This is a genomic window from Kitasatospora sp. NPDC006697 (assembly GCF_042869935.1).
GTDB lineage: Bacteria > Actinomycetota > Actinomycetes > Streptomycetales > Streptomycetaceae > Kitasatospora.
In genome coordinates this window covers 85,237-106,848 of sequence record NZ_JBIAGU010000016.1, presented here as the reverse complement: position 1 = coordinate 106,848, position 21,612 = coordinate 85,237, and the positions used below count along the sequence as shown (strand labels likewise).

At 71.2% G+C, this 21,612-nt stretch carries 21 protein-coding genes and 1 pseudogene; 10 read left to right on the top strand and 12 right to left on the bottom strand.

Annotated features, from left to right (window positions below; genetic code table 11):
• The first annotated feature begins 91 nt into the window (after positions 1 to 91).
• Positions 92 to 766 carry a CBS domain-containing protein gene (locus ACFYNO_RS22685; protein ID WP_388015207.1) on the top strand — a complete coding sequence of 225 codons (675 nt, stop codon included), beginning with the start codon at positions 92 to 94 and terminating at the stop codon, positions 764 to 766.
• Between the two features lie 173 nt (positions 767 to 939).
• Here the strand turns inward: ACFYNO_RS22685 and ACFYNO_RS22680 are convergent, their stop codons facing one another.
• Together ACFYNO_RS22680 and ACFYNO_RS22675 are read right to left on the bottom strand one after the other, a co-directional pair.
• Positions 940 to 1,599, bottom strand: coding sequence for a pyridoxamine 5'-phosphate oxidase family protein (locus tag ACFYNO_RS22680; protein ID WP_388015204.1), 660 nt, complete (start codon positions 1,597 to 1,599; stop codon positions 940 to 942).
• A gap of 51 nt (positions 1,600 to 1,650) precedes the next feature.
• Complete coding sequence (locus ACFYNO_RS22675) at positions 1,651 to 2,661, bottom strand: Acg family FMN-binding oxidoreductase (protein WP_388015201.1); 1,011 nt, start codon at positions 2,659 to 2,661, stop codon at positions 1,651 to 1,653.
• Positions 2,662 to 3,203: 542 nt separating this feature from the next.
• On the opposite strand from ACFYNO_RS22675, the pseudogene ACFYNO_RS22670 reads away from it, so the two are divergent.
• Positions 3,204 to 3,347 (top strand): annotated as a pseudogene (locus tag ACFYNO_RS22670) (AAA family ATPase); the annotation flags it as partial.
• A gap of 322 nt (positions 3,348 to 3,669) precedes the next feature.
• Positions 3,670 to 4,143 carry an ATP-binding protein gene (locus ACFYNO_RS22665; protein WP_388015198.1) on the top strand — a complete coding sequence of 158 codons (474 nt, stop codon included), beginning with the start codon at positions 3,670 to 3,672 and terminating at the stop codon, positions 4,141 to 4,143.
• Positions 4,144 to 4,274: 131 nt separating this feature from the next.
• On the opposite strand, the gene ACFYNO_RS22660 is transcribed toward ACFYNO_RS22665, so the two are convergent.
• A complete protein-coding gene (locus tag ACFYNO_RS22660; RefSeq protein ID WP_388015195.1) occupies positions 4,275 to 5,138 on the bottom strand; it encodes a glycoside hydrolase family 27 protein in 864 nt (287 codons plus the stop codon).
• A gap of 247 nt (positions 5,139 to 5,385) precedes the next feature.
• On the opposite strand from ACFYNO_RS22660, the gene ACFYNO_RS22655 reads away from it, so the two are divergent.
• Positions 5,386 to 7,740 (top strand): hypothetical protein, encoded by a 2,355-nt coding sequence (locus ACFYNO_RS22655; RefSeq protein ID WP_388015192.1) that lies wholly within the window; start codon positions 5,386 to 5,388, stop codon positions 7,738 to 7,740.
• 127 nt (positions 7,741 to 7,867) lie between these two features.
• Here the strand turns inward: ACFYNO_RS22655 and ACFYNO_RS22650 are convergent, their stop codons facing one another.
• The 7 genes from ACFYNO_RS22650 to ACFYNO_RS22620 all read right to left on the bottom strand — a co-directional run bounded on the left by ACFYNO_RS22650 (position 7,868) and on the right by ACFYNO_RS22620 (position 13,941).
• Complete coding sequence (locus tag ACFYNO_RS22650) at positions 7,868 to 8,737, bottom strand: SMP-30/gluconolactonase/LRE family protein (protein ID WP_388015189.1); 870 nt, start codon at positions 8,735 to 8,737, stop codon at positions 7,868 to 7,870.
• 96 nt (positions 8,738 to 8,833) lie between these two features.
• Positions 8,834 to 9,799: a sugar kinase gene (locus ACFYNO_RS22645; RefSeq protein ID WP_388015186.1), complete on the bottom strand. Its 966-nt coding sequence runs from the start codon at positions 9,797 to 9,799 to the stop codon at positions 8,834 to 8,836.
• Positions 9,796 to 10,410 (bottom strand): bifunctional 4-hydroxy-2-oxoglutarate aldolase/2-dehydro-3-deoxy-phosphogluconate aldolase, encoded by a 615-nt coding sequence (locus ACFYNO_RS22640; protein ID WP_388015184.1) that lies wholly within the window; start codon positions 10,408 to 10,410, stop codon positions 9,796 to 9,798. Before ACFYNO_RS22640 ends, ACFYNO_RS22645 begins: the two co-directional genes overlap by 4 nt.
• A gap of 13 nt (positions 10,411 to 10,423) precedes the next feature.
• Complete coding sequence (locus tag ACFYNO_RS22635; protein ID WP_388015181.1) at positions 10,424 to 11,257, bottom strand: hypothetical protein; 834 nt, start codon at positions 11,255 to 11,257, stop codon at positions 10,424 to 10,426.
• Positions 11,251 to 12,399: a galactonate dehydratase gene (dgoD, locus tag ACFYNO_RS22630; RefSeq protein WP_388015179.1), complete on the bottom strand. Its 1,149-nt coding sequence runs from the start codon at positions 12,397 to 12,399 to the stop codon at positions 11,251 to 11,253. The genes ACFYNO_RS22635 and dgoD overlap by 7 nt, the downstream gene beginning before the upstream one ends.
• Complete coding sequence (locus ACFYNO_RS22625; RefSeq protein ID WP_388015176.1) at positions 12,396 to 13,112, bottom strand: FadR/GntR family transcriptional regulator; 717 nt, start codon at positions 13,110 to 13,112, stop codon at positions 12,396 to 12,398. Before ACFYNO_RS22625 ends, dgoD begins: the two co-directional genes overlap by 4 nt.
• A 61-nt stretch (positions 13,113 to 13,173) precedes the next feature.
• Positions 13,174 to 13,941, bottom strand: coding sequence for an SDR family NAD(P)-dependent oxidoreductase (locus ACFYNO_RS22620; protein WP_388015173.1), 768 nt, complete (start codon positions 13,939 to 13,941; stop codon positions 13,174 to 13,176).
• 507 nt (positions 13,942 to 14,448) lie between these two features.
• Here ACFYNO_RS22620 and ACFYNO_RS22615 point away from each other — a divergent pair.
• From ACFYNO_RS22615 to ACFYNO_RS22595, 5 genes are all read left to right on the top strand, one after another.
• The gene (locus tag ACFYNO_RS22615; RefSeq protein ID WP_388015170.1) at positions 14,449 to 15,489 is read left to right on the top strand and encodes a substrate-binding domain-containing protein; all 1,041 of its coding nucleotides are present in this window, start codon (positions 14,449 to 14,451) and stop codon (positions 15,487 to 15,489) included.
• A gap of 5 nt (positions 15,490 to 15,494) precedes the next feature.
• Entirely contained in the window at positions 15,495 to 17,054 is a 1,560-nt protein-coding gene (locus ACFYNO_RS22610; RefSeq protein ID WP_388015167.1) for a sugar ABC transporter ATP-binding protein, read from the top strand.
• A complete protein-coding gene (locus ACFYNO_RS22605; protein ID WP_388015164.1) occupies positions 17,051 to 18,070 on the top strand; it encodes an ABC transporter permease in 1,020 nt (339 codons plus the stop codon). Before ACFYNO_RS22610 ends, ACFYNO_RS22605 begins: the two co-directional genes overlap by 4 nt.
• Positions 18,071 to 18,381: 311 nt before the next feature.
• Positions 18,382 to 18,609, top strand: a complete 228-nt coding sequence (locus ACFYNO_RS22600; RefSeq protein ID WP_388015161.1) for a hypothetical protein — start codon at positions 18,382 to 18,384, stop codon at positions 18,607 to 18,609.
• Between the two features lie 12 nt (positions 18,610 to 18,621).
• Complete coding sequence (locus tag ACFYNO_RS22595) at positions 18,622 to 19,281, top strand: endonuclease/exonuclease/phosphatase family protein (protein WP_388015158.1); 660 nt, start codon at positions 18,622 to 18,624, stop codon at positions 19,279 to 19,281.
• A gap of 618 nt (positions 19,282 to 19,899) precedes the next feature.
• Here ACFYNO_RS22595 and ACFYNO_RS22590 read toward each other — a convergent pair.
• Together ACFYNO_RS22590 and ACFYNO_RS22585 are read right to left on the bottom strand one after the other, a co-directional pair.
• On the bottom strand, positions 19,900 to 20,301 hold the full coding sequence (locus tag ACFYNO_RS22590; protein ID WP_388015155.1) for a tyrosine-type recombinase/integrase: 402 nt from the start codon (positions 20,299 to 20,301) through the stop codon (positions 19,900 to 19,902).
• A 370-nt stretch (positions 20,302 to 20,671) separates the two neighbouring features.
• A complete protein-coding gene (locus ACFYNO_RS22585) occupies positions 20,672 to 20,899 on the bottom strand; it encodes a hypothetical protein (protein ID WP_388015152.1) in 228 nt (75 codons plus the stop codon).
• A gap of 498 nt (positions 20,900 to 21,397) precedes the next feature.
• Here ACFYNO_RS22585 and ACFYNO_RS22580 point away from each other — a divergent pair, with 498 nt between their 5' ends.
• Positions 21,398 to 21,601 carry a cold-shock protein gene (locus ACFYNO_RS22580; protein ID WP_035850027.1) on the top strand — a complete coding sequence of 68 codons (204 nt, stop codon included), beginning with the start codon at positions 21,398 to 21,400 and terminating at the stop codon, positions 21,599 to 21,601.
• Positions 21,602 to 21,612 lie beyond the last annotated feature (11 nt).

Sequence of the window (21,612 nt, the reverse complement as noted above, 5' to 3'; positions counted from 1 at the left end):
ACCTGAACCGGACACCACACCACACCGCACCCACCGCACCCACCCGCGCGGCCCCTGGGCCGCGCGGCAGCAGAGAAGGAGTGAGCCGACCATGCGACACCGCATCGTGGGAGAGCTGATGACCTCGGCCGTCGTGCACGTACGGCCCGACACCGGCTTCAAGGAGATCGCCCGCCTGCTCGCCGAACACGACATCACCTCCGTGCCCGTCCTGGACCACGAGGAAAGGCCGATCGGCCTGGTCTCCGAGGCCGACCTGCTGCTCAACGAGGCCGCGCAGGAGGACCCCGCCGGGCTTCTGCTCACCCCGCAGCTGTCGCCCGACGAGCACACCCGCAGCCGCGCCGCCACCGCCGAAGGCCTCATGACCAGTCCGGCGGTGTGCGCGCGGCCCGAGTGGACCGTGGTCGAGGCCGCCCGCCTGATGCAGCGCGACCACCTCAAGCGCCTGCCGGTCGTCGACGAGGCGGGACGCCTGGTCGGCATCGTCAGCCGGAGCGACCTGCTGCGCGTCTTCCTCCGCCAGGACCGAGCCATCAACGAGGAGATCACCCACGAGATCCTCGACCGCACCCTGGGACTTGCCCCGGGCTGCGTCGACGCCCGAGTCAACGAGGGCCGGGTCACCCTGAGCGGCACGGTCGAGCACCGCGCCCTGGTGTCGGTGGTGGAACGGCTGTGCCGGAGTGTGGACGGTGTCATCGACGTGACCAGCCGACTGGACTACCGGACGGACGACGCCGCAGTCCTGCACCCGGTTCACTGAACAGATGCGCACCACCCCGTGCGCCCGGAACCCGATGCCCGCGTTCTGCAGGCACCAGGTCTCGGCGCCGGGGTGCGTCGCGCTGGCCGATCTGCCCGCGCACCGGGCGAGGTCTCCAGATATGACCACCGGCCAGCCATGGAAGCGCTGACCGTATCGGGATCCGACCGAGGTCAGAGGCTGCGGATCAGGCGGCCGCTGACCTGCCCCGGGACGATACGGATCCACAGGTCCCGGACGCCCCCGGCCCATGGCCTGACGCCAGGCTGCTCCTCGAACCGTCGGACCGCACCGGGATCCGTGACGTGCTCGGCGACGCCGACGAGCAGGACGCTCCAGCCTGTCGACTGGTGCTCGTCAAGGTGATCGACCTCGAACGAGATCTCGCCGCCGAGTTCCGCCGCCGCAGCGCCCCCCTCAGCCGTTCGGTACACGACAGTGTGGCCGTCGACGCTGTAGTTGACCGGGAACACGCCTGGCCCGGGATGGACGGGCACTGCGATGCGCCCGACCCCGTGGGTTCCGAGCCGCTCCCAGCACTCCTCGGCGGTAAGTCTCGCGAGGACCGGGTGCCGGGCCGCCCCGCGCTGGCCCGCAGGTGCGTCACGCCGGCCCTCGATCAGCTCTTGGCGGGTCATCCCGAGGGCGGCGGCGAGCCGCAGGAAGCCGCCGGGGTCAAAGTCGGGTCCGGACTCGATCAAGTGCCGGAAGTAGCGGGTCGACATGCCGGCCTGCCCAGCCAGCTGCCTTTCGGACAGGCCGAGCTGCCCGATCCGTACCTCGATCCGGTGAAGGAGCTCGCGATCGGTCGGCCCTGCAGTGTTGTCGCTCACGATCTCCTCCTCTGCGAGCGTGCGCAGGCGGCACGTCTCGCGACCACAGGCTCAGGCACCGGCCGACGTCTCGTCATGAAGCCTCTGACAGTCGCCCATGTCGAGGATCTCCTCCACCGCCCGCCGCGCCGTCCGCGCGCCGGGCGGGCCGTAACCGAGTCGCATCACCATCTGGACGTGCCCGGGCCCCTCCGCAGGATCGCGTAGACGCCACCGGGTATCGGACCACTCGACGGCCTGGTGCAGCACTGACGCACGCACCCCGCGCAGCGTCGCGAGCAACCAAACCCGCTCCATCGCCTGGCCGGCCCGCAGCCAGTCGACCGGGTGGTCCCCGTGGGTGGTGATGACGGCGATCTGCGGCAGCGCCTCGAAGCGTTCGGTGTGCGAGCCCGGCCGGGGCGGCGTGCCGGTGAAACTGCGCATCGGCACCCGGGCGTCATGGTCCAGCGGGCCGAGCGCCGCCGCAGGGATACCGTCGGCGGCCGGCTCCTCCAGCCGTAGCCAGCCGCGCGTCTCGGCCAGCCGGGCCACGTCATCGGCAGTGCGCCGCTCGGCCTCGGTGGTCAGCTCCAGCACTCGGCGCACACCAGCTTCCTCCAGCACGGCCAGCGTGGCACCCTCCTGGGCTGCGGCCGCGATCAGCTCACCGATGACCGCCTCTGGAACGTCGCGGTTGGCGAAGGGGCGGCGGCTGGAGTGGCGCTGCTCGATCGCCGGTTGCAGGTCCGGCTCATCCGCAGGGGCGCTCCCGGTCAGGTCGATCACCGCGAGAAGGTCCGGATCCGCCGACGACGGACAGAGCCGTACGGAGCCGCTCCGCCCGAGGTGACGGGCCGCCGCCCGCACGTTGAACACCGCGGCGCCCACCGAGATGTGCAGCGCCCGGCCGTCCGGATCCGCGACCGGCACGGCGCGCGCGCGATCCGCGAACACCGACAGCGTGCGGAGGTCTGCGCTGGGCCGCAAGCGCCAGGGCTGGCTGTTGTGCAACGACGGCGCCGCGCCCGCGGCGGCGGCGACCAGTCTGAGTTCGGAGAGGGTCAAGGACGGCTCGGTCATGGTGGTCTCCCGCAGGATCGCTGTCCACCCCGGGGTCAGCACTACTTCCATCGTGCGCCGTCCGCTCCAAGATCCCCACCTCGGCAGCGCGGCCCGCACCCGGCCGAGGCGACACCCCGGGATCGACGGGCGGGCCCGCTAAGTGATCCACAACCACGGTTCAGCCGCCGCCGACAAGAACCCTGAGATCAGCTGGGGCCACGGACGGCTGATGGGGTGGTGTGCTGGCGAGCGCTTTCATTAGGTCGCCGAGGGTCCTGCCGTGGCTCGACGCCGACGGCATCGAGCACCTGTCAATGGTGATGTGGTCCGCTCAAGGACCTCGGCGACGTAGGTGAGGAATCCGCTGGCGCCGACGTCGGTGCGGACGCTCTCCGCGAGGTCTTCGGGCGGGCTGGTCGAGTTCTGCCTACTACCAATCGTGACGCTTCCGCTGCCGTCAGTAGCAGTTCGGTGGCGGCTTGGCCCGACGCGCATACGCATTGTGGTGGCACGTAGTCCGGACCCACTGGCGACCGGTCGTCCGCTCCTGTCTCGACAAGGTGCTGCACGAGCAGCGCCAGCGAGCGCGTCTGGAGCGCTTCGGCTTCACCCCAGTGCACCGGGTCCTGCTGTCCGGTCCACCGGGCACCGGGAAGAGTATGACCGCAGCTGCTCTTGCCAAGGAGCTGTCCCTCCCGCTGTTCACGATTCCGGGCGCGGCTGGTCCGTTCCCGAAGGGTCCGGCAGTCGGCGGCACCGTCGCCGCCGGTGACCAGGGCGACCTTTCCGTCGGGTGCTCTCGCCGTACGCCAGGTCGAACTTCGTCGACCGCGCGCGGACCGACCAGTCCTCGATCCTGCGGTTCGTCGAGGACAACTGGCACACCGGCGGCACCGCTCGCCAGTCGCCGGGTATTGCGTATACCCACTGCTCCCGGATCCCTATTGCTCACAGTGACCAGGGTCGGCACGGTGGAGACCAGCCCGCACCACACGCACCACCCGCGGGACGACCCAGGAGCTGAGCATGATCACCACCGAGCGTCCGCAGATCGCACCGGCCGAGCGCCCCCAGGACCGGCAGCCGGGCCGCCCCCAGATCTCCGCGCTGAGCAGCATGCCGGTCAGCGAGGCCGCGGTGCCGTCCCTGCGCCACTTCGTCCGTGACACCGCCCGGTGCTGGGCGGTGCCGGAGGAGACGATCGACGCGCTGTCGCTGGTCGTCACCGAGCTGGTCACCAACGTCGTGCTGCACAGCGGCAGTCCCGAGGTCACGGTGCTGCTCACCGTCGTCGACCGCGCCGAGGTCACGGTCGAGGTCAAGGACGCCGGGCGGTGGCAGGACCGCACCACTCCGCGTGAGGTGCCGGAGGACGCTGATGCGAGCTGTGGGCCCGGGCTGGATCTGATCGGGCGTTGCTGCAGCTGGTGGCTGGCCTTCCTCGGCCCGGCGGGCAGCCGGGTGGTCGCCTGCCTGCCCGTGGCGGCGGCAGTCGCCTGACGTGATCGAGACTCCCTCTGCGGTGGTCGTTCTGGGACCCCTGCTGCCGGGCGCCGTACGCGGCAAGGGGGTACGCCCGCACCCGCCCATCCGTCCCGCCAACGGGTGATTGCCGCCGCCCAGGCGCCGGTCTAGCGTGACGGGTGAAGGGCGGTGATCAGTGTGGCCGGGGTTCTCGAGCGTTCGATCCGCCAGCCGTTGGCGTTGCTCCGCCAGGTCGAACCGTTGTTCACGTCAAGGGCGTTGGAGAGTTCCAGGGCGATCGGGCGGCCGGTCTGCCGCAGCGCCTGCGACCAGTGCTGGACGTCGGCGATGTCGCCGTCGCCCACGCCGTCGATCTTGAGGTAGTCGATGCCGTACGAAGCCAGCTGTTTCGCCAAGGAGTTGAGGAAGGCATGGGCGGCGGCGGGGTTCTTGGCGTAGTCGATGTAGTACATCGGGCCGCGGTAGAAGATCGTCCCCACCCAGCCGCTGCAGAAGTTGTAGTTGGTCTCGTAGCTGGAGGTGCTGGAGCCGTTGTCCCGGGCGTGGAACGGGGTGCCCTCGATGGGGGTGTTCTGGTTGTAGGCGGCGACCGGGATGCCGGGGGTGAGGTACATCCCGAACTTCTCCCCGAGCGAGTGGACGTAACTGCCCACCGAGCCCATGCCGTTGGGGAACCTGGCCGGGTCGGTCGCCCAGCGGCCGTACGCGTCGACGGTGCTGCGCGGGTCCAGGTACCAGAAGTCGTCGATGTTGATGTTCCGGTAGCCGTGGGAGACCAGGCCGCTGTCCGACATCGCCTTGGCCTGGGCCTCGATGTTCTGCTCGGTCGGATTGGAGCGCAGGTAGCTCCAACTGCTCCAGCCCATCAGCGGGGTGGGCGCCGCGCCGTTGTCCTCGGCGCGAGCTGGTGGGGCGGCGGTGAACAGGACAGCCGGGAGCGCTGCCAAGGCGAGGGCGAGCGCGAGCGCGGGGCGCAGCAGCCGCCGTGCACGCAGAGTGAGGGAACGCACCAGGGCTCCTGAATGCGCGAGTTGTCAGTGGAGGGGCCGCCGTGGGAGGCGGCGGGGCGACAGTCTGGCAGGTCGGGCACGCGCCTGAAACAACTTGGCATTAATTATGGAATAATCGTTGACGCTGGGATGTCACGCGTGTCACTGTCTCGAAGCGCCGGCCGCCCCGGGCCGGCGACTCAGGTAGTGGAGCGTGATCATGTCCCCCACCCGCCGCATGTCGCGGGCGCGTCTGTTCAGAGCGGCCTTGAGCGCCACCGTGATCCTCACCGGTTCCGTTGCGACGGCGACCGTCACCTCGTCCGCCCCGGCCCAGGCCGTGGTCCCGCCCGGCGTCTACGGCAGTACGGCCGCGCCGATGGGCTGGAACTCCTGGTACTTCTACAACAACGGGTACACGGCGCAGAACATCGCCGACGCCGCCGCCGGCCTCGCCGCCCAGAACGGCAACCTGCCGGTCAACGGCTCCGGCAATCACGAGAGCATGGCCGATCTGGGCTACAAGGACGTCGGCATGGACGGCGGCTGGTGGACCAACGGGACCGCCGGGCGCGACGCCAACGGCAACCCCGTGCCGAACGCGGGCTTCCTGACCGGCTACCGCACCAAGGCCGTGACCCTCTCCAACGGCACCGTCGTGCCCTCGGTGACGCTGAACAGCATGAGCGACCTGACCGGCTACATCCACTCGCTGGGCCTGTACGCCGGCATCTACAGCGACACCGGCGCAGGCGCGGGTGGCGGCTGCGGCGGTCAGAACGGCAGTGGCAACCACGAGGCCGGCGACGTGACGACCTTCGCCACCTGGGGCTTCGACTGGCTGAAGCTGGACCACTGCGGCGGCGTGCCGACCAGCCCCAACTACACCAACACCATGGAGGGCTACAAGTACTGGGGCAGCCTGCTGGCGAACGCCAGGACCTCGGCCGGCACCGCCCACCCGATGGCCCTGGAGATCTGCGAGTGGGGCGAGGGCAGCCCGGACGGCCCCTGGGCCTGGGGCGGCGCGGCCGCCCGCACGGCGCGCACCGGCCGCGACATCAGCGGCGCCGCCGGCTACGGCACGACCACCAACGGCGGTGCGACCTGGATCAACTGGAGCCAGGTCTGGAACAACTTCCAGCTCAACGACCATCCCAGCAACCAGGCCGCCGGCCAGTACAACGACCCCGACTACCTGCTCATCGGCCCCGGCTTCGGCGACAACCCCAGCACCGGGGCGCAGCAGACCCACGGCACCGACCCCACGCTGTGGGGCCTGACCCCCGATGAGAAGCAGTCCTACTTCGGCATGTGGGCCATCCAGGGCGCGCCCCTGGTGCTCGGCACCGACGTCACCAGCCTCGACCCCACCACCCTGGGCGTGATCGGCAACCAGGCCGTGATCGGCGTCGACCAGGACAGCGCCGCCCACCAGGGCCAGAAGGTGCTCGACAACGGCACTGTGCAGACCTGGTCCAAGCAGCTGTCCGGCTCCGGCAACCGCGCCGTCCTGCTGCTCAACACGAGCGGCGGCTCCAGCACCTACACCTTCACCACCCAGGGCCTGGACCTGACCGGCACCTCCACCGTCAGCAACCTCTACACCGGTGCGAACCTGGGCACCCTGGCCTCCGGCGGCTCGCTCTCCTTCACCCTCGCCCCGCACCAGTCGGTGATGCTCAAGCTCACCGGCGGCGCGGACGCCAAGCCCGAGACCGTCCTGGCCACCAGCGCCTCCGGCCTGGGCCAGAAGACCTGGAACGGCAGCTCCTGGTCCGGCTGGCAGAACCTGAACCTGGGCACCACCGGCACCGGGCCGGTCAGCATCCAGGGCAACCCCGCCGTCGTCAACTCGCCCTCCGGCACCGACGTCTTCGTGCGCGGTGCGGACAACGCGCTGTGGGTCGACAGCTACCTCAACGGCACCTGGGGCAGCTGGACCAGCCTCGGCGGCACCCTGTCCGACAGTCCCACCGCCGCCAGCATCGGCCAGGACCGGATCGACGTCTTCGTCCGCGGCACCGACGGCGCCGTCTTCCAGAAGACCTACCAGCAGGCCCCCGGAACCCCGAACGCCAACCAGAGCTGCTGCCCCGCCTACTGGCCCAGCGTCTCCTGGACCTCCAGCTGGACCGACCTGCTCGGCCCCGCCACCACCAGCAGCCCCAACACCATCGTCGGCGCCCCGACCGCCGTCGCGTCCCTCAACCGCGTCGACCTGTTCGCCCGCGGTGCGGACAACGCCCTGTGGCAGAAGAGCTACGTCAGCGGTGTCTGGAGCAACTGGACCAGCCTCGGCGGCACCCTGAACTCCGCCCCCGTCGCGGCCAGCGGCGGCCCCGGCCAGATCGACGTCTTCGCCACCAAGTCCGACAACACCGTCAGCACCCTCGGCTGGACCGCCGCGGGCGGTTGGGCCTCCAGCTGGAGCAGCGTGGGCACCCAGACCGTCACCGGCACCCCGTCGGCTGCCGAGGTCGGCTCCCGGGCCAACGTCTACGCCCGCGGCACCGACAACACCCTCTGGCAGGCCTACCGGAGCGGCAGCTCCTGGGTCTGGCAGCAGCTCGACAGCACCCGGTCCCTGACCGGCAGCCCGGCTGCGGCAGGCCGACTGTAGCGAGCCGTCGGCTCGCCGGCGCGGCGATGCGGGAGCGCCCTCCGGGTGCTCCCGCATCGCCCGTCGGGCTGTCCGCGGACAGGAGACAGGGCGGCCGCCTGCTGGCGGCCGCCCTGATGACGTTCCGTCAGGCGAGGTGGTAGGCGGCGGCCGCCGGAGCGGCCGCGTCGACCGGGACGGTGAGCACGCTGCCGGAGGCACCGGGGCCGCCGGTGAGGCCGTAGCGGGCGGTGGTGACCAGCAACTGCCCGCCGCCGGGGCGCAGGCAGACCGAGGTGGGCTGCGGAACAGGCAGCGGGAGGACGGCCGAGAGCGTGCCGTCCGGGTCGTAGCGGTGGACGGCGGAGCCGCCCCAGACCGCCACCCAGAGCCGGCCCTCGGTGTCCAGCGTCATGCCGTCCGGCGATCCGCCGTCGACCTGCGCGAACTCCTTTACGGAGAGGGGCTTTCCGGCAGCGTTCAGGGTGCAGCGCAGGATGGTGCCGGCGGCGCTGTCCGCCACGTACAGCAACTCGCCGTCGGCGCTGACCGCTGGGCCGTTGACGATGGTCAGGCCGGTGAGCACGCGGTGCACCGCGCCGTCCGGATCGGTGCGGTAGAGCGAGCCCGCGCCGGTCGTGCCGTCGTAGGCCATGCTGCCGGCCCAGAACCGGCCGAGCGGGTCGCAGACGCCGTCGTTCATCCGCATCGGCGTGGCGGCGCCGTCCTCGGGGCGGGCCAGCCACTGGGCGGAGCCGTCCGGGGCGAGCAGGGCGATGCCGGTGCCGGCGGCGGCGATCCAGTGTCCGGGCCGGTCGGCGATCGGCGCGACGGCGCCCAATGGGACATCCAGGCAAAGCAGTTCGCGCGGGGTGCGCGGTTCGGTGCCGGTGACTTCGAGGAGCCGGCCGGTGAGGATGTCGGTGAGGACGAGCCGGTCGTCGACCCAGCGGGCGCCCTCCCCGAGCTCGTAGTCGCCGGCGGCCCAGATCTCGGCGCGCGCACTGGTGTCGGGCATGGTGGTTCTCCGATCGGTCGGGGGCCCGGCCGCCAAGACGCCGAAAGCCGACCGTGGCGAGCGCGCGGCGCTCGGGCACGGTCGGCCGGACGGGCCTCAGCGCAGGGTGGTGCCGGCGGGCTGGTCGAGCAGGGTGAGGTCCTCGCGGGTGGGCAGGCCCTCCCAGTCACCGCGGGTGGTGACGGCGAACGCGCCGGTGGTGACAGCGCGTTCGAGCCGGGCGGCGGGGTCGAGGCCGTCCAGCAGTGCGGAGAGGTAGCCGGCCACGAAGGCGTCGCCGGCGCCGACCACGTCGACCACCGGCACCCGCCGGGCGGCCGCCGCCAGGGTGCCCGCGGCGGTGCTGACGCTGGCGCCGTCGCCGCCGCGGGTGATCACCACCTCCCGCCGGCCCTGGGCGAGCAGTGCCGCGACGGCCTCGCCCTCGGGCAGCGCGGGGTTCTCGCTGACCAGCTGCAGCTCGTCGGCGGAGGCGAAGAGCACGTCCGCCGAGCGGGCCAGCGGCAGCAGGACCGCGCGAGCCTGCTCAGGATCCCACAGCCGGGCACGGTAGTTGAGGTCGAGGCTGACGGTGGTTCCGAGCTCCCGGGCCCGCCGGGCGGCGGTCAGCACGGCGTCGGCGGCGGTCGGGCTGAGCGCGGGGGTGATGCCGGTCAGGTGCAGCACGCGGACCGCGGGGGTGAGCGCGGGCAGCACGTCCTCGGCGCGCAGCGCGGAGCCGGCCGAGCCGGCCCGGTAGTAGCCCACCCGGACCAGGTCGCCGATCCGGCCCTCGCGGGTGAGCAGGCCGGTGGGCCGCCCGTCCGGGTCGATCCGGGCGTGCTCGACGGCGACCTGTTCGGCGCGCAGGGTGCGCAGTACCAGTTGGCCGAACTCGTCGTCGCCGACCCGCCCGATCCAGCCGGCCCGGTGGCCGAGCCGGGCCAGGCCGATGGCCACGTTGGCCTCGGCGCCGGCGACGGACAGTTCCATCGGTGCGCCGAGCCGGACCCGGCCGGTGGCGCGCAGGGCGGCCATGGTCTCGCCGACGGTCAGGACTTCGGGGGACGGTGCGAGGCTCATTCCGCCACCGCCTCGGCGAGCTCGTGGCGCCACTGGGCGGCGCGGTCGCGCAGCGCCCACAGGTCGCCGCCGCTGGCGGCGTCGCCGATCAGCGGCGAGCCGACGCCGACCGCGACCGCCCCGGCGGCCAGGTAGGCCCGCGCGGTGGCGGCGTCCACGCCGCCGACCGGGAGGAACGGCACCTGCGGGAACGGGTCGCGCAGCGCCTTCAGATAGCCGAGGCCGCCGTGCGAGGCCGGGAAGAGCTTGACGGCGAGGGCACCCGCGCGGGTGGCCGCGATGACCTCGCTGGGCGTCAGAGCACCTATCAGACAAGGGAGTTCAGTAGCGAGATCCGGCACCAGCCCCGGAGTGACCAGGAAGCTCGCCCCGGCGTCGGCGGAGCGGGCCGCGTCGGCGTCGGTCAGCACGGTGCCGGCGCCCAGGACAGCGTCGGGGCCGAGCTCGCGCCGAGCCTGCTCGATCACCCCGAAGGCGTCGGGTGTGGTGAGGGACACCTCGGCGGCGGTGATGCCTTCCTCGGCGAGCGTGAGCACGGTTCGCACCGCCGCGTCGCGGTCCGTGCCGCGCACGATGGCCAGTGTCCGGTAGGGCAGTTGGGAGAGGTCCATGGGTGAGGCCTTGTCAGCTGGAGCGGGTGCTGGTCGAGGTGATCTCCAGCTCCCAGCGCAGTTCGCCACTGGCGGGGACGGTCGCCGCGTCGGAGGGCCCGGCTTCGGCGAGGTCGAAGACGGAGCCGAGCATGGGCTCGACGCCGATGCTGCGGTAGGGGCTGGAGGTCGGGAAGCCGCGGAGGTTGCGCCACAGGGCCACCGAGACGGGGACCTTGGCATCGGTGCCGAGAGCGAAGGTCAGGGTGTCGGCGCCGTCGGTGACCGTGACCCGCCGGCAGCCGGTGAGGATCGCGCCGACGGCGTTGCCGTCGTCGGGGCCGAGCCGGTCGAGGTGCAGGCCGCACGGCGTGGGCCACTGGCCGGTGAGGTAGCGGGCGTCGGCCGGCCAGCGGCGGTTGAGGAGGCCGGCCGCCTCGGGGAAGAGCCGGGTGGGGATTCCCAGGGGGGCGTGCAGCCGGGCGCGTGGCGAGAGGTCGAGCAGGGCGTGGGCGGCCCAGAGCAGGCGGTAGCCGGGTGCGGCGGCCAGCTCGTAGGAGGCGTGCACCTTGGCCGGGGTCTGCCGGATGCGGCGCAGCAGGGTGAAGTCGGGGGTGTGCAGCACGTCGGAATTGCCGACCCGGTGCCAGGGTCGGGACCAGGCGTCGCCGTGGTCGGGCGTGCCCCGGATGGTGGGAGCGCACTCCTCCAGTCCGCCGGCGTCCACGAAGGCGTCGCCGGGGCGGACGGTGTCGCGGGTGGGGTCGGGGCGGTGCCAGAGCCATTCCCGGGAGGCGGTGCGCAGGGAGGTCCAGCGGCCGCCGTGGGCGAGGTCGGTGTCGACGATCAGGGGCTGGACTGTCACCATTCCGCGAAGGACCCGTCTGTGTGGTGCCAGACGGGGTTGCGCCAGCGGTGGCCGGTCTCGGCGGCGCGGCGCACCGCGGCCTCGTCGATCTCGATGCCGAGCCCGGGGCCGGTGGGCCGGGCCGCGTGGCCGTCGGTGAACCGGAACGGTTCCGGGTCGACCAGGTAGTCGAGCAGGTCGCTGCTTCCCTGGTTGTAGTGGATCCCGAGGCTCTGCTCCTGGATGAGGAAGTTCGGTATCGTGAAAGCGAGTTGGAGGCTGGCTGCGAGGGCGATCGGTCCCAGCGGGCAGTGCGGGGCCATGGCCACGTCGTGCGTCTCGGCGAGCGCCGCGATCCTGCGCAGTTCGGAGATGCCGCCGGCGTGCGAGACATCGGGCTGGGCGACGGCGATGCCGGTGGCCAGTACGTCGCGGAAGTCCCAGCGGGAGTAGAGCCGTTCGCCGCAGGCCAGCGGCACCGAGGTCGAGTCGACCAACTGGCGCAGGTCCCTGGCGTGCTCCGGCAGCACCGGCTCCTCGACGAACATCGGGTGCAGCGGTTCCAGCAGTGGCAGGATGCGGCGGGACATCGCGGTGGACATCCGGCCGTGGAAGTCGATCGCCACGTCCCGTTCGTCGCCCAGGACTTCGCGCACCGCGGCCACCCGGTCGACGACCTGCCGGGTGGCGGCGGGGGTGTCGATCGGGCCCATCTGGGCCGAGCCGTTCATCTTGACGGCGGTGAAGCCGGCCTCGACCTGCTCGCGGGCCAGTTCGGCGACCTCGGCGGGGCGGTCGCCGCCGATCCAGGCGTAGACCCGGACCCGGTCGCGGACGTGGCCGCCGAGCAACTGGTGGACCGGCACGCCGTGCGTCTTGCCGGCGATGTCCCACAGGGCCTGGTCGATGCCGGCCACGGCGCTGGAGAGCACCGGACCGCCGCGGTAGAAGCCGCCCTTGGTGAGCACCTGCCAGTGGTGCTCGATCCGCAGCGGGTCCTGGCCGACCAGGTAGTCGGCCAGCTCGTGGACGGCTGCGCGGACGGTCTCGGCGCGGCCCTCGACCACGGGTTCGCCCCAGCCTGTGACGCCCTCGTCGGTCGCGATGCGCAGGAACAGCCAGCGGGGCGCGACGAGGAACGTCTCCAGCGATGTGATCTTCATCCGGTCTCCCCCGGGTCGGTCTGCTTTATGAGCTTGTGGAGGTCGGCGGTGGCCTGGGCGAGCAGTGTCTGCACGGCCTGCTCGGCCGCTTCGGGGTCCTGGGCGCGCACCGCGTCGAGCACGGCCCGGTGGATGGGGACGGCGTCGGCCGGATTGTCGGCGCCGTGGACGAGGTGGTCGCGCACCCGCAGACCGGCCTCGATCACCACCTCCATCCGGGTGAGCAGCTCGTTGTGGGCGGCGGCCAGCAGGGCGCGGTGGAAGAGCAGGTCGGCCTCGACCATGGCGTCCGCGTCCGCACCGGCGGCCGCCATCGCGTCGAGCGCCGCGTCGAGCGCCGCCAGGTCATGCGCGTCGCGCCGCTGGGCGGCCAGGCGGGCGCCGGCCGGTTCGACGATCGAGCGGACCTCGTCGAGGTTCTCCAGGAAGCCCTCCTCCGGGACGCCCCGGCCCTGCCAGCGCAGCAGGTCACTGTCGAGCAGGCTCCAGTCCGCGCGGGGCCGGACGTACGTGCCGCGCTTCTGCCGGGATTCGATCAGCCCTTTGGCGGCGAGCACGCGCAGCGCCTCGCGCACCACGGTCTTGCTCACCCCGAGCTCCTGCTCGATCTGCTCCGGGTAGAGCGAGGCGCCCTCGGGATAAGCGCCGCTGATGATCCGTTCGCCGATGATCTCGACGGCCTGTCCGTGCAAGCCCCGGGCCGGCTGGTTCATGGTTGCTTCCCCTCGCTTCGACTGGTCGTGCGGTCAGCGACCGCCGCGATCTTCGCTGCGGTCATGACGAAGCTTTGACCACGGACCAGCCACCGTCCACCACCAGGGTCGTACCAGTCACGTAGGAGGCGTCGTCGGAGGCCAGGAAGGCGACCGCCGCGGCCACCTCCTCGGGTGCTCCGAACCGCTTGGCAACCGTCTCCGCCACGCTGTCGGCCCGTCCGGACTCGTCCACCCGGTCCCAGGCCGGGGTCATGATCGGCCCCGGCACCACGGTGTTGACCCGCACCCGCGGGCCGTACTCGACGGCCAGCTGACGGCCCATCGCGACCAGCGCGCCCTTGGCCGCCGCGTACGCCGGGTGGCCGGGCAGGCCGACCAGCGCGTGGACCGAGGAGGTGAGCACCAACGAGCCGCTGCTGTCCCGCAGTTGGTCGGCGAAGGCGCGCACGGCCAGCCAGCTCGCCTTGAGGGTGACGGAGAGCTGCCCGTCCCACTCCGCCTCGCTGAGCTCGTGCGCCGGCTTGACCACCACCGCGTAGGCGTTGCTGTGCAGCACGTCGAGGCGCCCGTACCGGGTGCGGACGTGGACGGCCAGCTCCTGCCACATGGCGGCGGAGGTCACGTCGCCGTGCCGGTACTCGGCCCGGCCACCGTCTCGTACGATCGCCTCCGCGAGTGCCGAGCCGGCGGCGTCGGCGATGTCCACGGCGATCACCGCCGCGCCTTCGGCGGCCAGCCGCCGGGCGGTGGCCGCACCGATGCCGCTGGCGGCACCGGTGACCAGCGCCACTCGGCCCTGGAACCTTCGACACGTCTGTTCTGTCATGCCACCACCCTAACCCTTGGCATTAATTATGGAAATATCTTGACGCCGTGTCGCCGCTGCTCCAAGCTTCTGCCCAGGACGACAGGCGAGAGAGCAGGACAAGCGGCGGTAGGGAGCCGCCCCCGCTCGATCGGCGCCCTCGACCGCAAGGGCGGAAACGGAAGCCATCCGCCGCCCGTGCGGGAGAGGGCGTGCCATCGGACTCCCTGACCGACGGCCCGCCCGTCCTGGGGGCACGACCCCGCTCCCCGGCGCGCCCCCTCGTCCCCCGTGAGGGGGCGCGCCGACCGGCTCGCTGTCGCGGACCGACCCACACGGGTCCGCGAAACGCAACCCCGCGGGCCACCCGTTCCACCCCCGCAGTACCCAATCCCCACCCCTGAGATCCCGCCGGTGAACTCCGGGTCCCGACCCCCAGTGCCCCGGGTCCCGGCTGTCATATCGGGACAATCCCCTCGGTTCGTTGCCCTCCCACAGACGAATCCGCTCATCCCTCTGGAGCCGACCATGCTCACTGCCCGCACCCGCGGCACTGCCGCCGCCCTGGGCGTCGCCGTCGTCCTCGGTCTGACCGCGTGCTCCACCGGTCAGACCTCCTCCGGCGGTCCGGCCGCCGTCGCGCCGGTCACCGGCAAGATCACCCTGACCTACCTCCAGAAGCAGGGCGACCAGCAGTACTTCGTCGACGAGGCCCACGGTGCCAAGGCCAAGGCCGCCGAACTCGGCATCGACCTCAAGACGGTCAACCTCGGCAGCGACGCCAACAAGACGGTCAGCGAGGTCCAGGCCGCGATCGCGCAGAAGAGCAACGGTCTGATCATCGTGGTGCCGGACCCGGCCGTCGGCCCGCAGGTGGTGCAGACCGCCAAGGACGCCAAGGTCGCGCTGCTCACCTCGGACGACCAGGTCTGCGCCACCGGCCCGGACCCGGCCGGCTGCGCGAAGCAGGACCTGGTGCCGCGGATCGGCTTCAGCGGCGAGCAGATGGGCGCCGAGGTCGGCAAGCGCGCGGCCGAGGAGTTCCAGAAGGCGGGCTGGAACGCGGCCGACACCCGGATCATCTCGGCCTGGAAGCAGGACGTCACGGTCTGCGGCGACCGGGTCAAGGCCGCCGACGCGGCGTTCGCCGCCGCGGGCCCCCGGATCCAGACGATCGACGTCGCCACCGACAACACCCCCACCGGCGCCCAGGACAAGGTCGCGGCCACCATCACCGCCAACCCCGGCGTCAAGCACTGGGTGGTCTGGGGCTGCAACGACGAGAACGTCCAGGGCGCCGTCACCGCCCTGCAGAACGCCGGCGTCAGCCCCGCCGACGTCGACGGCGTGGGCCTGGGCGCCTACCTGGCCTGCAAGGACTGGGCCTCCGGCAAGCCGTCGGGCATGAAGGCCTCGCTCTTCATCAGCGGCAAGGACATCGGTGCGCTGGCCGTGCAGACCATGTACGACAAGCTCAAGAACAGCAAGGACTTCCCGCAGGAGGCCTTCGCCAAGACCACCATGGTCGACGCCACCACCTGGCAGGCCGCCGGCGTGAAGTGCAGCTGATCCGGATGACCAGCCCCGCCACCTTCGGTGCGGGTCTCGCTGCCGAAGCCGTCGCCAAGCGCTTCGGCAGCGTCAAGGCCCTGCACGACGTCACCCTGACCTTCCCGCCCGGCCAGGTCACCGCCCTGATGGGCGAGAACGGCGCCGGCAAGTCCACCCTCCTGCGGATCCTGACGGGCGATCACCGACCGAGCGAGGGAAGGGTGCTGCTCGACGGCAAGCCGCTCGCGCTCGCCTCGCCGACCGACGCCCGCAACGCCGGCATCCGGATCATCCCGCAGGAACCGGAGATCATCCCGCACGTCTCGGTCGCCGAGAACGTCTACGCCGGGGCGCTGCCCCGCGCGGCCGGGCGCCGGCTGGACCGGGCCGAGCTGCGCCGGCGGATCCGCGCCGACCTGGACCGGCTCGGCTTCTCCCGGGTGCTCGACCCGGACCTGCTGGGCTCCGAACTCACCGCCGCCCAGCGGCAGCTGGTGGAGATCCTGCGGGCCCTCACGGGGGCCACCCCGCCGCGGGCGATCGCCTTCGACGAGCCCACCTCCTCGCTCTCCGAGCACGAGGTGGAGGCGCTCTTCGCGCTGATCGGCCGACTGCGCGCCCAGGGCATCGCCGTCATCTACGTCTCGCACCGGATGAAGGAGATCTTCCGGCTCGCCGACCGGATCGCCGTGCTGCGCGACGGCACGGTGGCCGGCGTGGTCGAGGCTCGCGACACCGATGAGGGCGAACTCGTCCGGCTGATGGTCGGCCGCGACCTCTCCTCGCTCTTCGTCCGCCAGCAGGTCGCCACCGACCGCGTGGTGCTGGACGTGGCCGGCGTCAGCACCGACGACGTGCACGACGTCAGCCTGCGGGTGCGGGCCGGCGAGGTCGTCGCCCTGGCCGGCCTGATCGGCGCCGGCCGCTCCGAACTCGCCCTCGCCCTGGCCGGCGACACGCCCGTCCGCGCCGGCACCATCCGGGTGGAGGGCAAGGCGGTCCGGCTGCGCGGCCCGCGCAACGCGATCCGCGCCGGCATCGGTCTGGCGCCCGAGGAGCGCAAGGCCCAGGCCCTCTTCCTGCAGCGCACGATCCGCGACAACACCTCGCTGGTCAGCCTGGACCGGCTGCGCCGCTGGCGGTTCGTCAGGAACCGTGCGGAGAAGCAGCTCGCCCAGCAGTACGCCGACCGGCTGCGGGTGCGCGCCCCGGGCATCGAGCACGAGGTGCGCAAGCTCTCCGGCGGCAACCAGCAGAAGGTGGTACTGGCCCGCTGGCTGGCCCGCAAGCCCAAGGTGCTGATCCTCGACGAGCCCACCCGGGGCGTGGATATCGGCGCGAAGGCCGAGATCTACCACATCATCGCCGACCTCGCCCGCGGGGGCGTGGCCGTGCTGGTGATCTCCTCCGAACTTCCGGAGGTCCTCGGCCTGGCCGACCGCGTCGTGGTGATGCAGAACGGCCGGATCACCGGTGAACTCCTCCGCGCCGACGCCACCGAGGAGGCCATCCTCGCCCTCGCCATGGCCGACGACCTCGCCGTCGCCGGCAGCACCACCCCGACCTTCGGAGGACCCCGATGACCACCACGACCGCTGCCGCCCCCAGAAGGAGCACCGGCGCGGGCGCACGCGGATGGCTGGCCCGGGCCGGCGGCCAGAACCTCGCCCTGGTCGGCGCACTGGCGCTGATCCTCGCGCTCTTCGGCTCGCTGAACCCCAACTACCTGAGCTGGGCCAACGTCCAGGTCATCGCCGAGGCCGTCACCATCACCGGCCTGCTGGCCGTCGTGCAGACCGTCGTGATCATCTGCGGCGCCTTGGACATCTCGGTCGGCTCCCAGGCCGGACTGGCCTCCGTCACCAGCGCCATGGTGTTCACGGCGACGGGCTCCAACGCCGTGCTGGGGATGGGCGCGGCGATCGGCATCGGCGGCCTGGTCGGGCTCTTCAACGGCGCCGTGATCGTCTACGGCCGGGTCAACGCCACCATCGCCACGCTGGCCGGGCTCGCCGCCTACAAGGGCGTCGCGCAGCTCGTCTCGGACGGCCGGGCGCAGGGCTACGTGCTCAACGACCCGATCTTCGTGTTCCTCAGCCGCGGCAGCGTCGCGGGCCTGCCGGTGATGGTCTGGCTGCTGATCCTGGTCGCGATCGCCGTCCACGTACTGCTGAAGTACACCGACATCGGCCGCAACGTCTACGCCATCGGCGGCAACGACACCGCCGCGCGCCTGGCCGGCATCAACCTCAACAAGTACCTGATCGCCGTCTACGCCCTTAGCGGCATGGTCGCCGCCGTCGCCGGCATCCTGCTCACCGCCCGCACCGGCTCCGGCCAGCCCGTCTCCGGCAGCGAGGGGCTGGAACTCCAGTCCATCACCGCCGCGGCCCTCGGCGGCTGCGCGCTCAAGGGCGGCAAGGGCGGCATCGGCGGCACCCTGCTGGCCGTCTCCCTGTTGGGTGCGCTCTCCAACGGGCTCACCGTGCAGGGGATCAACGCCTTCTGGCAGAACGTCGCGCAGGGCGCCCTGCTGGTGGCCGCCGTGGTGATCCAGCAGCGCCGCAACCGCGAGCGGGCGGTGGGGCTGCCGGCGTAGCGAAGGGCCTCGCTGGGACTGCGAACCGCCACCGAATCGGTGGCGGTTCGCAGTCGTTCCTGACGATGTGCCAAGTTGCCTGCAGTGATGGGGTTTCTGGGCTCCGCGTGTAGACAACTAAGGTTTGACCGAGTTCTCCTGACATAGCCTCACCTGCGCGTTCGCGGACCGCTGCTGAACCCTGATCCAAGCGGTCATCTGCTGTTCACGCAGCGGCTGATGGGGTGTTGCGAGGTGCCAAGTCCTGAGTGAGAGATTCCGGATCAACGGGCAATCCCTCATCCCGATCCCCTCGGATGGAGCGCTCGCAGTTGTCCAGATTCGGCACCCTCCCGGCCGTGCTCACCACGGCCGGCGCACTGATCGCCGCCCTGGCACCCGCCGCCGGCACCGCCGGTGCCGCGACCACCCCCGCCCCCACCCCCTCCTCGCTGTCCGTCTTCGCGTTCAACGTCGACCTGGCCACCTCGGCGGTCGACAGCGTCAAGAGTGAGGACGCGGCCGGCCGAGCCCCGCGGGTCGAGGCGGTCATCCGCTAGCACGACGCCGACGTGGTGATCCTCGACGAGTTGTTCAACCAGACCTCGTCCGACCAGATCCCGCGCGACCTCGCCGACCAGTACCCGTACACCACCCCGAACGTCGGCCAGGTCTGCTCCGGCGGTGGCTGGGACTCGATCGGCGGCAACTGCTCGACCGCGCCCGGCATCATCCGCGGCGGCACGATGATCCTCTCCAAGTACCCGATCCTGTCCCAGCACGCCTACGTCTTCCGGCAGGCCAACTCCTGGGACTGGTTCTCCAACAAGGGCGCCGTGCTGGCGGAGGTGGACAAGAACGGCACCCGCAGCTGGGTGGTCGGCACCCACCTTCAGGCCGACCAGGCCGGCACCTCGATCGACACCACCCGGGCCACCCGGGTCGAGCAGATGGGCGAGATCCGCAACTGGGTCAACGCCACCGTGGGCACCCACGGACCGGTGCTGATCGGCGGCGACCTCAACATCGAGAACTTCAACGGCCAGGTGGGCCGGGCGCCGGGCGACTCCGACCTCGGCCGTGCGGAGGCCTCTGGCAATGCGGTGCTGCAGACCGTCGAGGACCCGAACGCCCAAGTCCGCACCCTGGACTGCCAGATCAGTGCCTGGTGCAAGACCATGACGGGCATCGAGAGCTTCTCCGGCACCTACAACGACAGCCTGAGAAGCTGAGCTGATCCGAGCTGTCGGCGACCCGCTGCCGTCGGCCGGCAGCGGGTCGCCGCACCGCAGCGAGCTGCTGCTCTTGCTCAACTCATTGCATTCTCAGTTGAGTTGAAGCCGCAAGGTCTGATTTTCTGTCAGCTTTGGTGATCTTCAAGACTTGAACCCTGGGGGTCAAAGGGTCGCAGGTTCAAATCCTGTCGTCCCGACTTGCATCACTGCAAGTCAGAGGCCGTTTCCGCCGGATGGCGGAGACGGCCTTCGTGGTTGGTGATCGCAGTGTGGTCGTGAACGCTCGTTCACAGCCTGCCGGGTGAGTGCCCCGGCTGATCCCGGATCGGCCCGGCGCAACACGATGGGGCTTTGTCCGTTCGGTTGCAGGACTGAGCGCACTCGACCCGGGGTGGGACGTCTCTCCGGTGCGGGCACGATCACGGCTTCCCGGGAAGAGAGCATGCTCGTGGAACCCGAGGCGTGGACTGTTCCAGTGGGCAGTGCGCCTGGGTGGGTGTCAGCTGTGAGCCGGCGGGGCCGGCTGTTTGCGGTGCTATTGCCCGGTGGGCCGGATGAGCTGCGGTGCGGCCGTCAGGCCGCGTGGCCGAACAGGGGGTTCGGCGGGGCTGCACTCTAAGCGGAGGCTTCGGCGCCGTGACGGTTTTGGGCCTCGACGAGGCAGAGCTTGGCCTCGATGGTCTGGACGGCGGCCATGGCGACCTCCCATGGCAGGTGGCTGTAGATGTTTGCGGTGGTCGAGAGTGTGGAGCGCCGCAGTGTCTTGGAGATGACGGCCATGGAGACGTTGCCCTCCAGGGCGAGCGTGGCGGCGAGGTGCCGTAGGTCATGGATCGTCACGTGGGGAAGCCCGGCCTGCTTTCGCAGTTCGTGGACGCGCCGGCGGACCGCGGCCGGGTGGAGGGTCTGCCGGTGGGGGCACTGGAAGACGTGGTCGTTGTCGGCGGAGGTGCTTCTGGCCATGGTGCGTTGGAGTGCCGCCGCGCCGCCCGGCGACGGCCAGCACCACCAGAGCATGCGTCATAGATCCATGACGCGGCAGCTGTGCTGCCGCACGATCGGTTCCCGCCGAATGGTGGGACGGGCACGTGCGGATGCCCGGTCGACCGGGTCACCGACCCGGCAGCGTTGCTCGGCAACTGGCCGCGGAGCGGGAGAAAATGGTCTGCAGGTCGGCCGTGGGTTGTTGGGCTCGTACGGCCGGGGACAGTCCTCGCCAGAGGTTTCGTCGTCGAGGTCGCGAACGGCGCGTCTCATGTGCCTTGCCGGTCACCGCCGGTACCGCTTCAGCGGCGCTGTGGCGGGCGCCCGTGCGATTCGGAGGGGACGCGCGGCCAGCTCGGCGTCGCGCGTACCCTCCGCCTCAGAGGACCGCGTCGGTCTCGGGTCAGAGCTTGTACATCGTGGCGTAGGGCTGGGTGATGCGTTCGCGCCGCGATCCGAAGTCGACGAGTACCGCGATATCGCTGTCTCCTTCGACCTCGATGGCCCGGCCGAGGCCGTACGTGTCGTGGGTGACGCGGTCGCCGACGGCGAAGTGCTTGCGTGGCGTTTCGATCCGGGCCTTGAAGGGGCTGGTGGGCAGGGTGCGGCGGGCTGCTACGGATCTTCTCATTCCCTGCAGTATGCGCCGAAAATCGCGGGAGCGGGTCTTTCCGGTGCAATCTATGCCGCGGCAGAAGTTTCGCGCGGTCCGAAATGATCACGGACGGTGTCGGTGGGCGAGCTGCGCGGCCGGCGCGGCGGGGCAGATCCGTCCTTGGCACCCGTGGGGCTCGCCCATCCCGAGGAGGGGGCCGCGGGCGTCGAGAGGCGGAGCTTCCAGACCAACTGGGCGGTGTCTCATGTGTGTTGGCGGTCATCTCGCCTCGCGCTCCATGGCCCCGGGGAAGGGGGCCGGTAGAACCGGGGGTGGAATTTCCGCCCGTGGCGGGCCTGGGCCTGCTACAGTCGTTGTAGTTGCAGTAGTGGTTCCCATGAACTTTGTGTGCGCCTGCTGAGGTTTCGTAGGCGCATTTTTGTTTCCCGGCTCTTCCCCGGGTGGGTGCTCATCGCGGCGACTCGAGGCCCGCACTGTGCGGGTTTCGGACAGCCCCTTGAAGGAGATTTCTTTATGGCTAATGGCACTGTGAAGTGGTTCAACGCGGAAAAGGGCTTCGGCTTTATCGAGCAGGAGGGCGGCGGCGCTGACGTGTTCGCCCACTACTCGAACATCAACGCCAACGGCTTCCGTGAGCTGCTCGAGGGCCAGAAGGTCGAGTTCGACGTCACGCAGGGCCAGAAGGGCCCGCAGGCCGAGAACATTCGTCCGCTGTAGTTTTTTGCCAC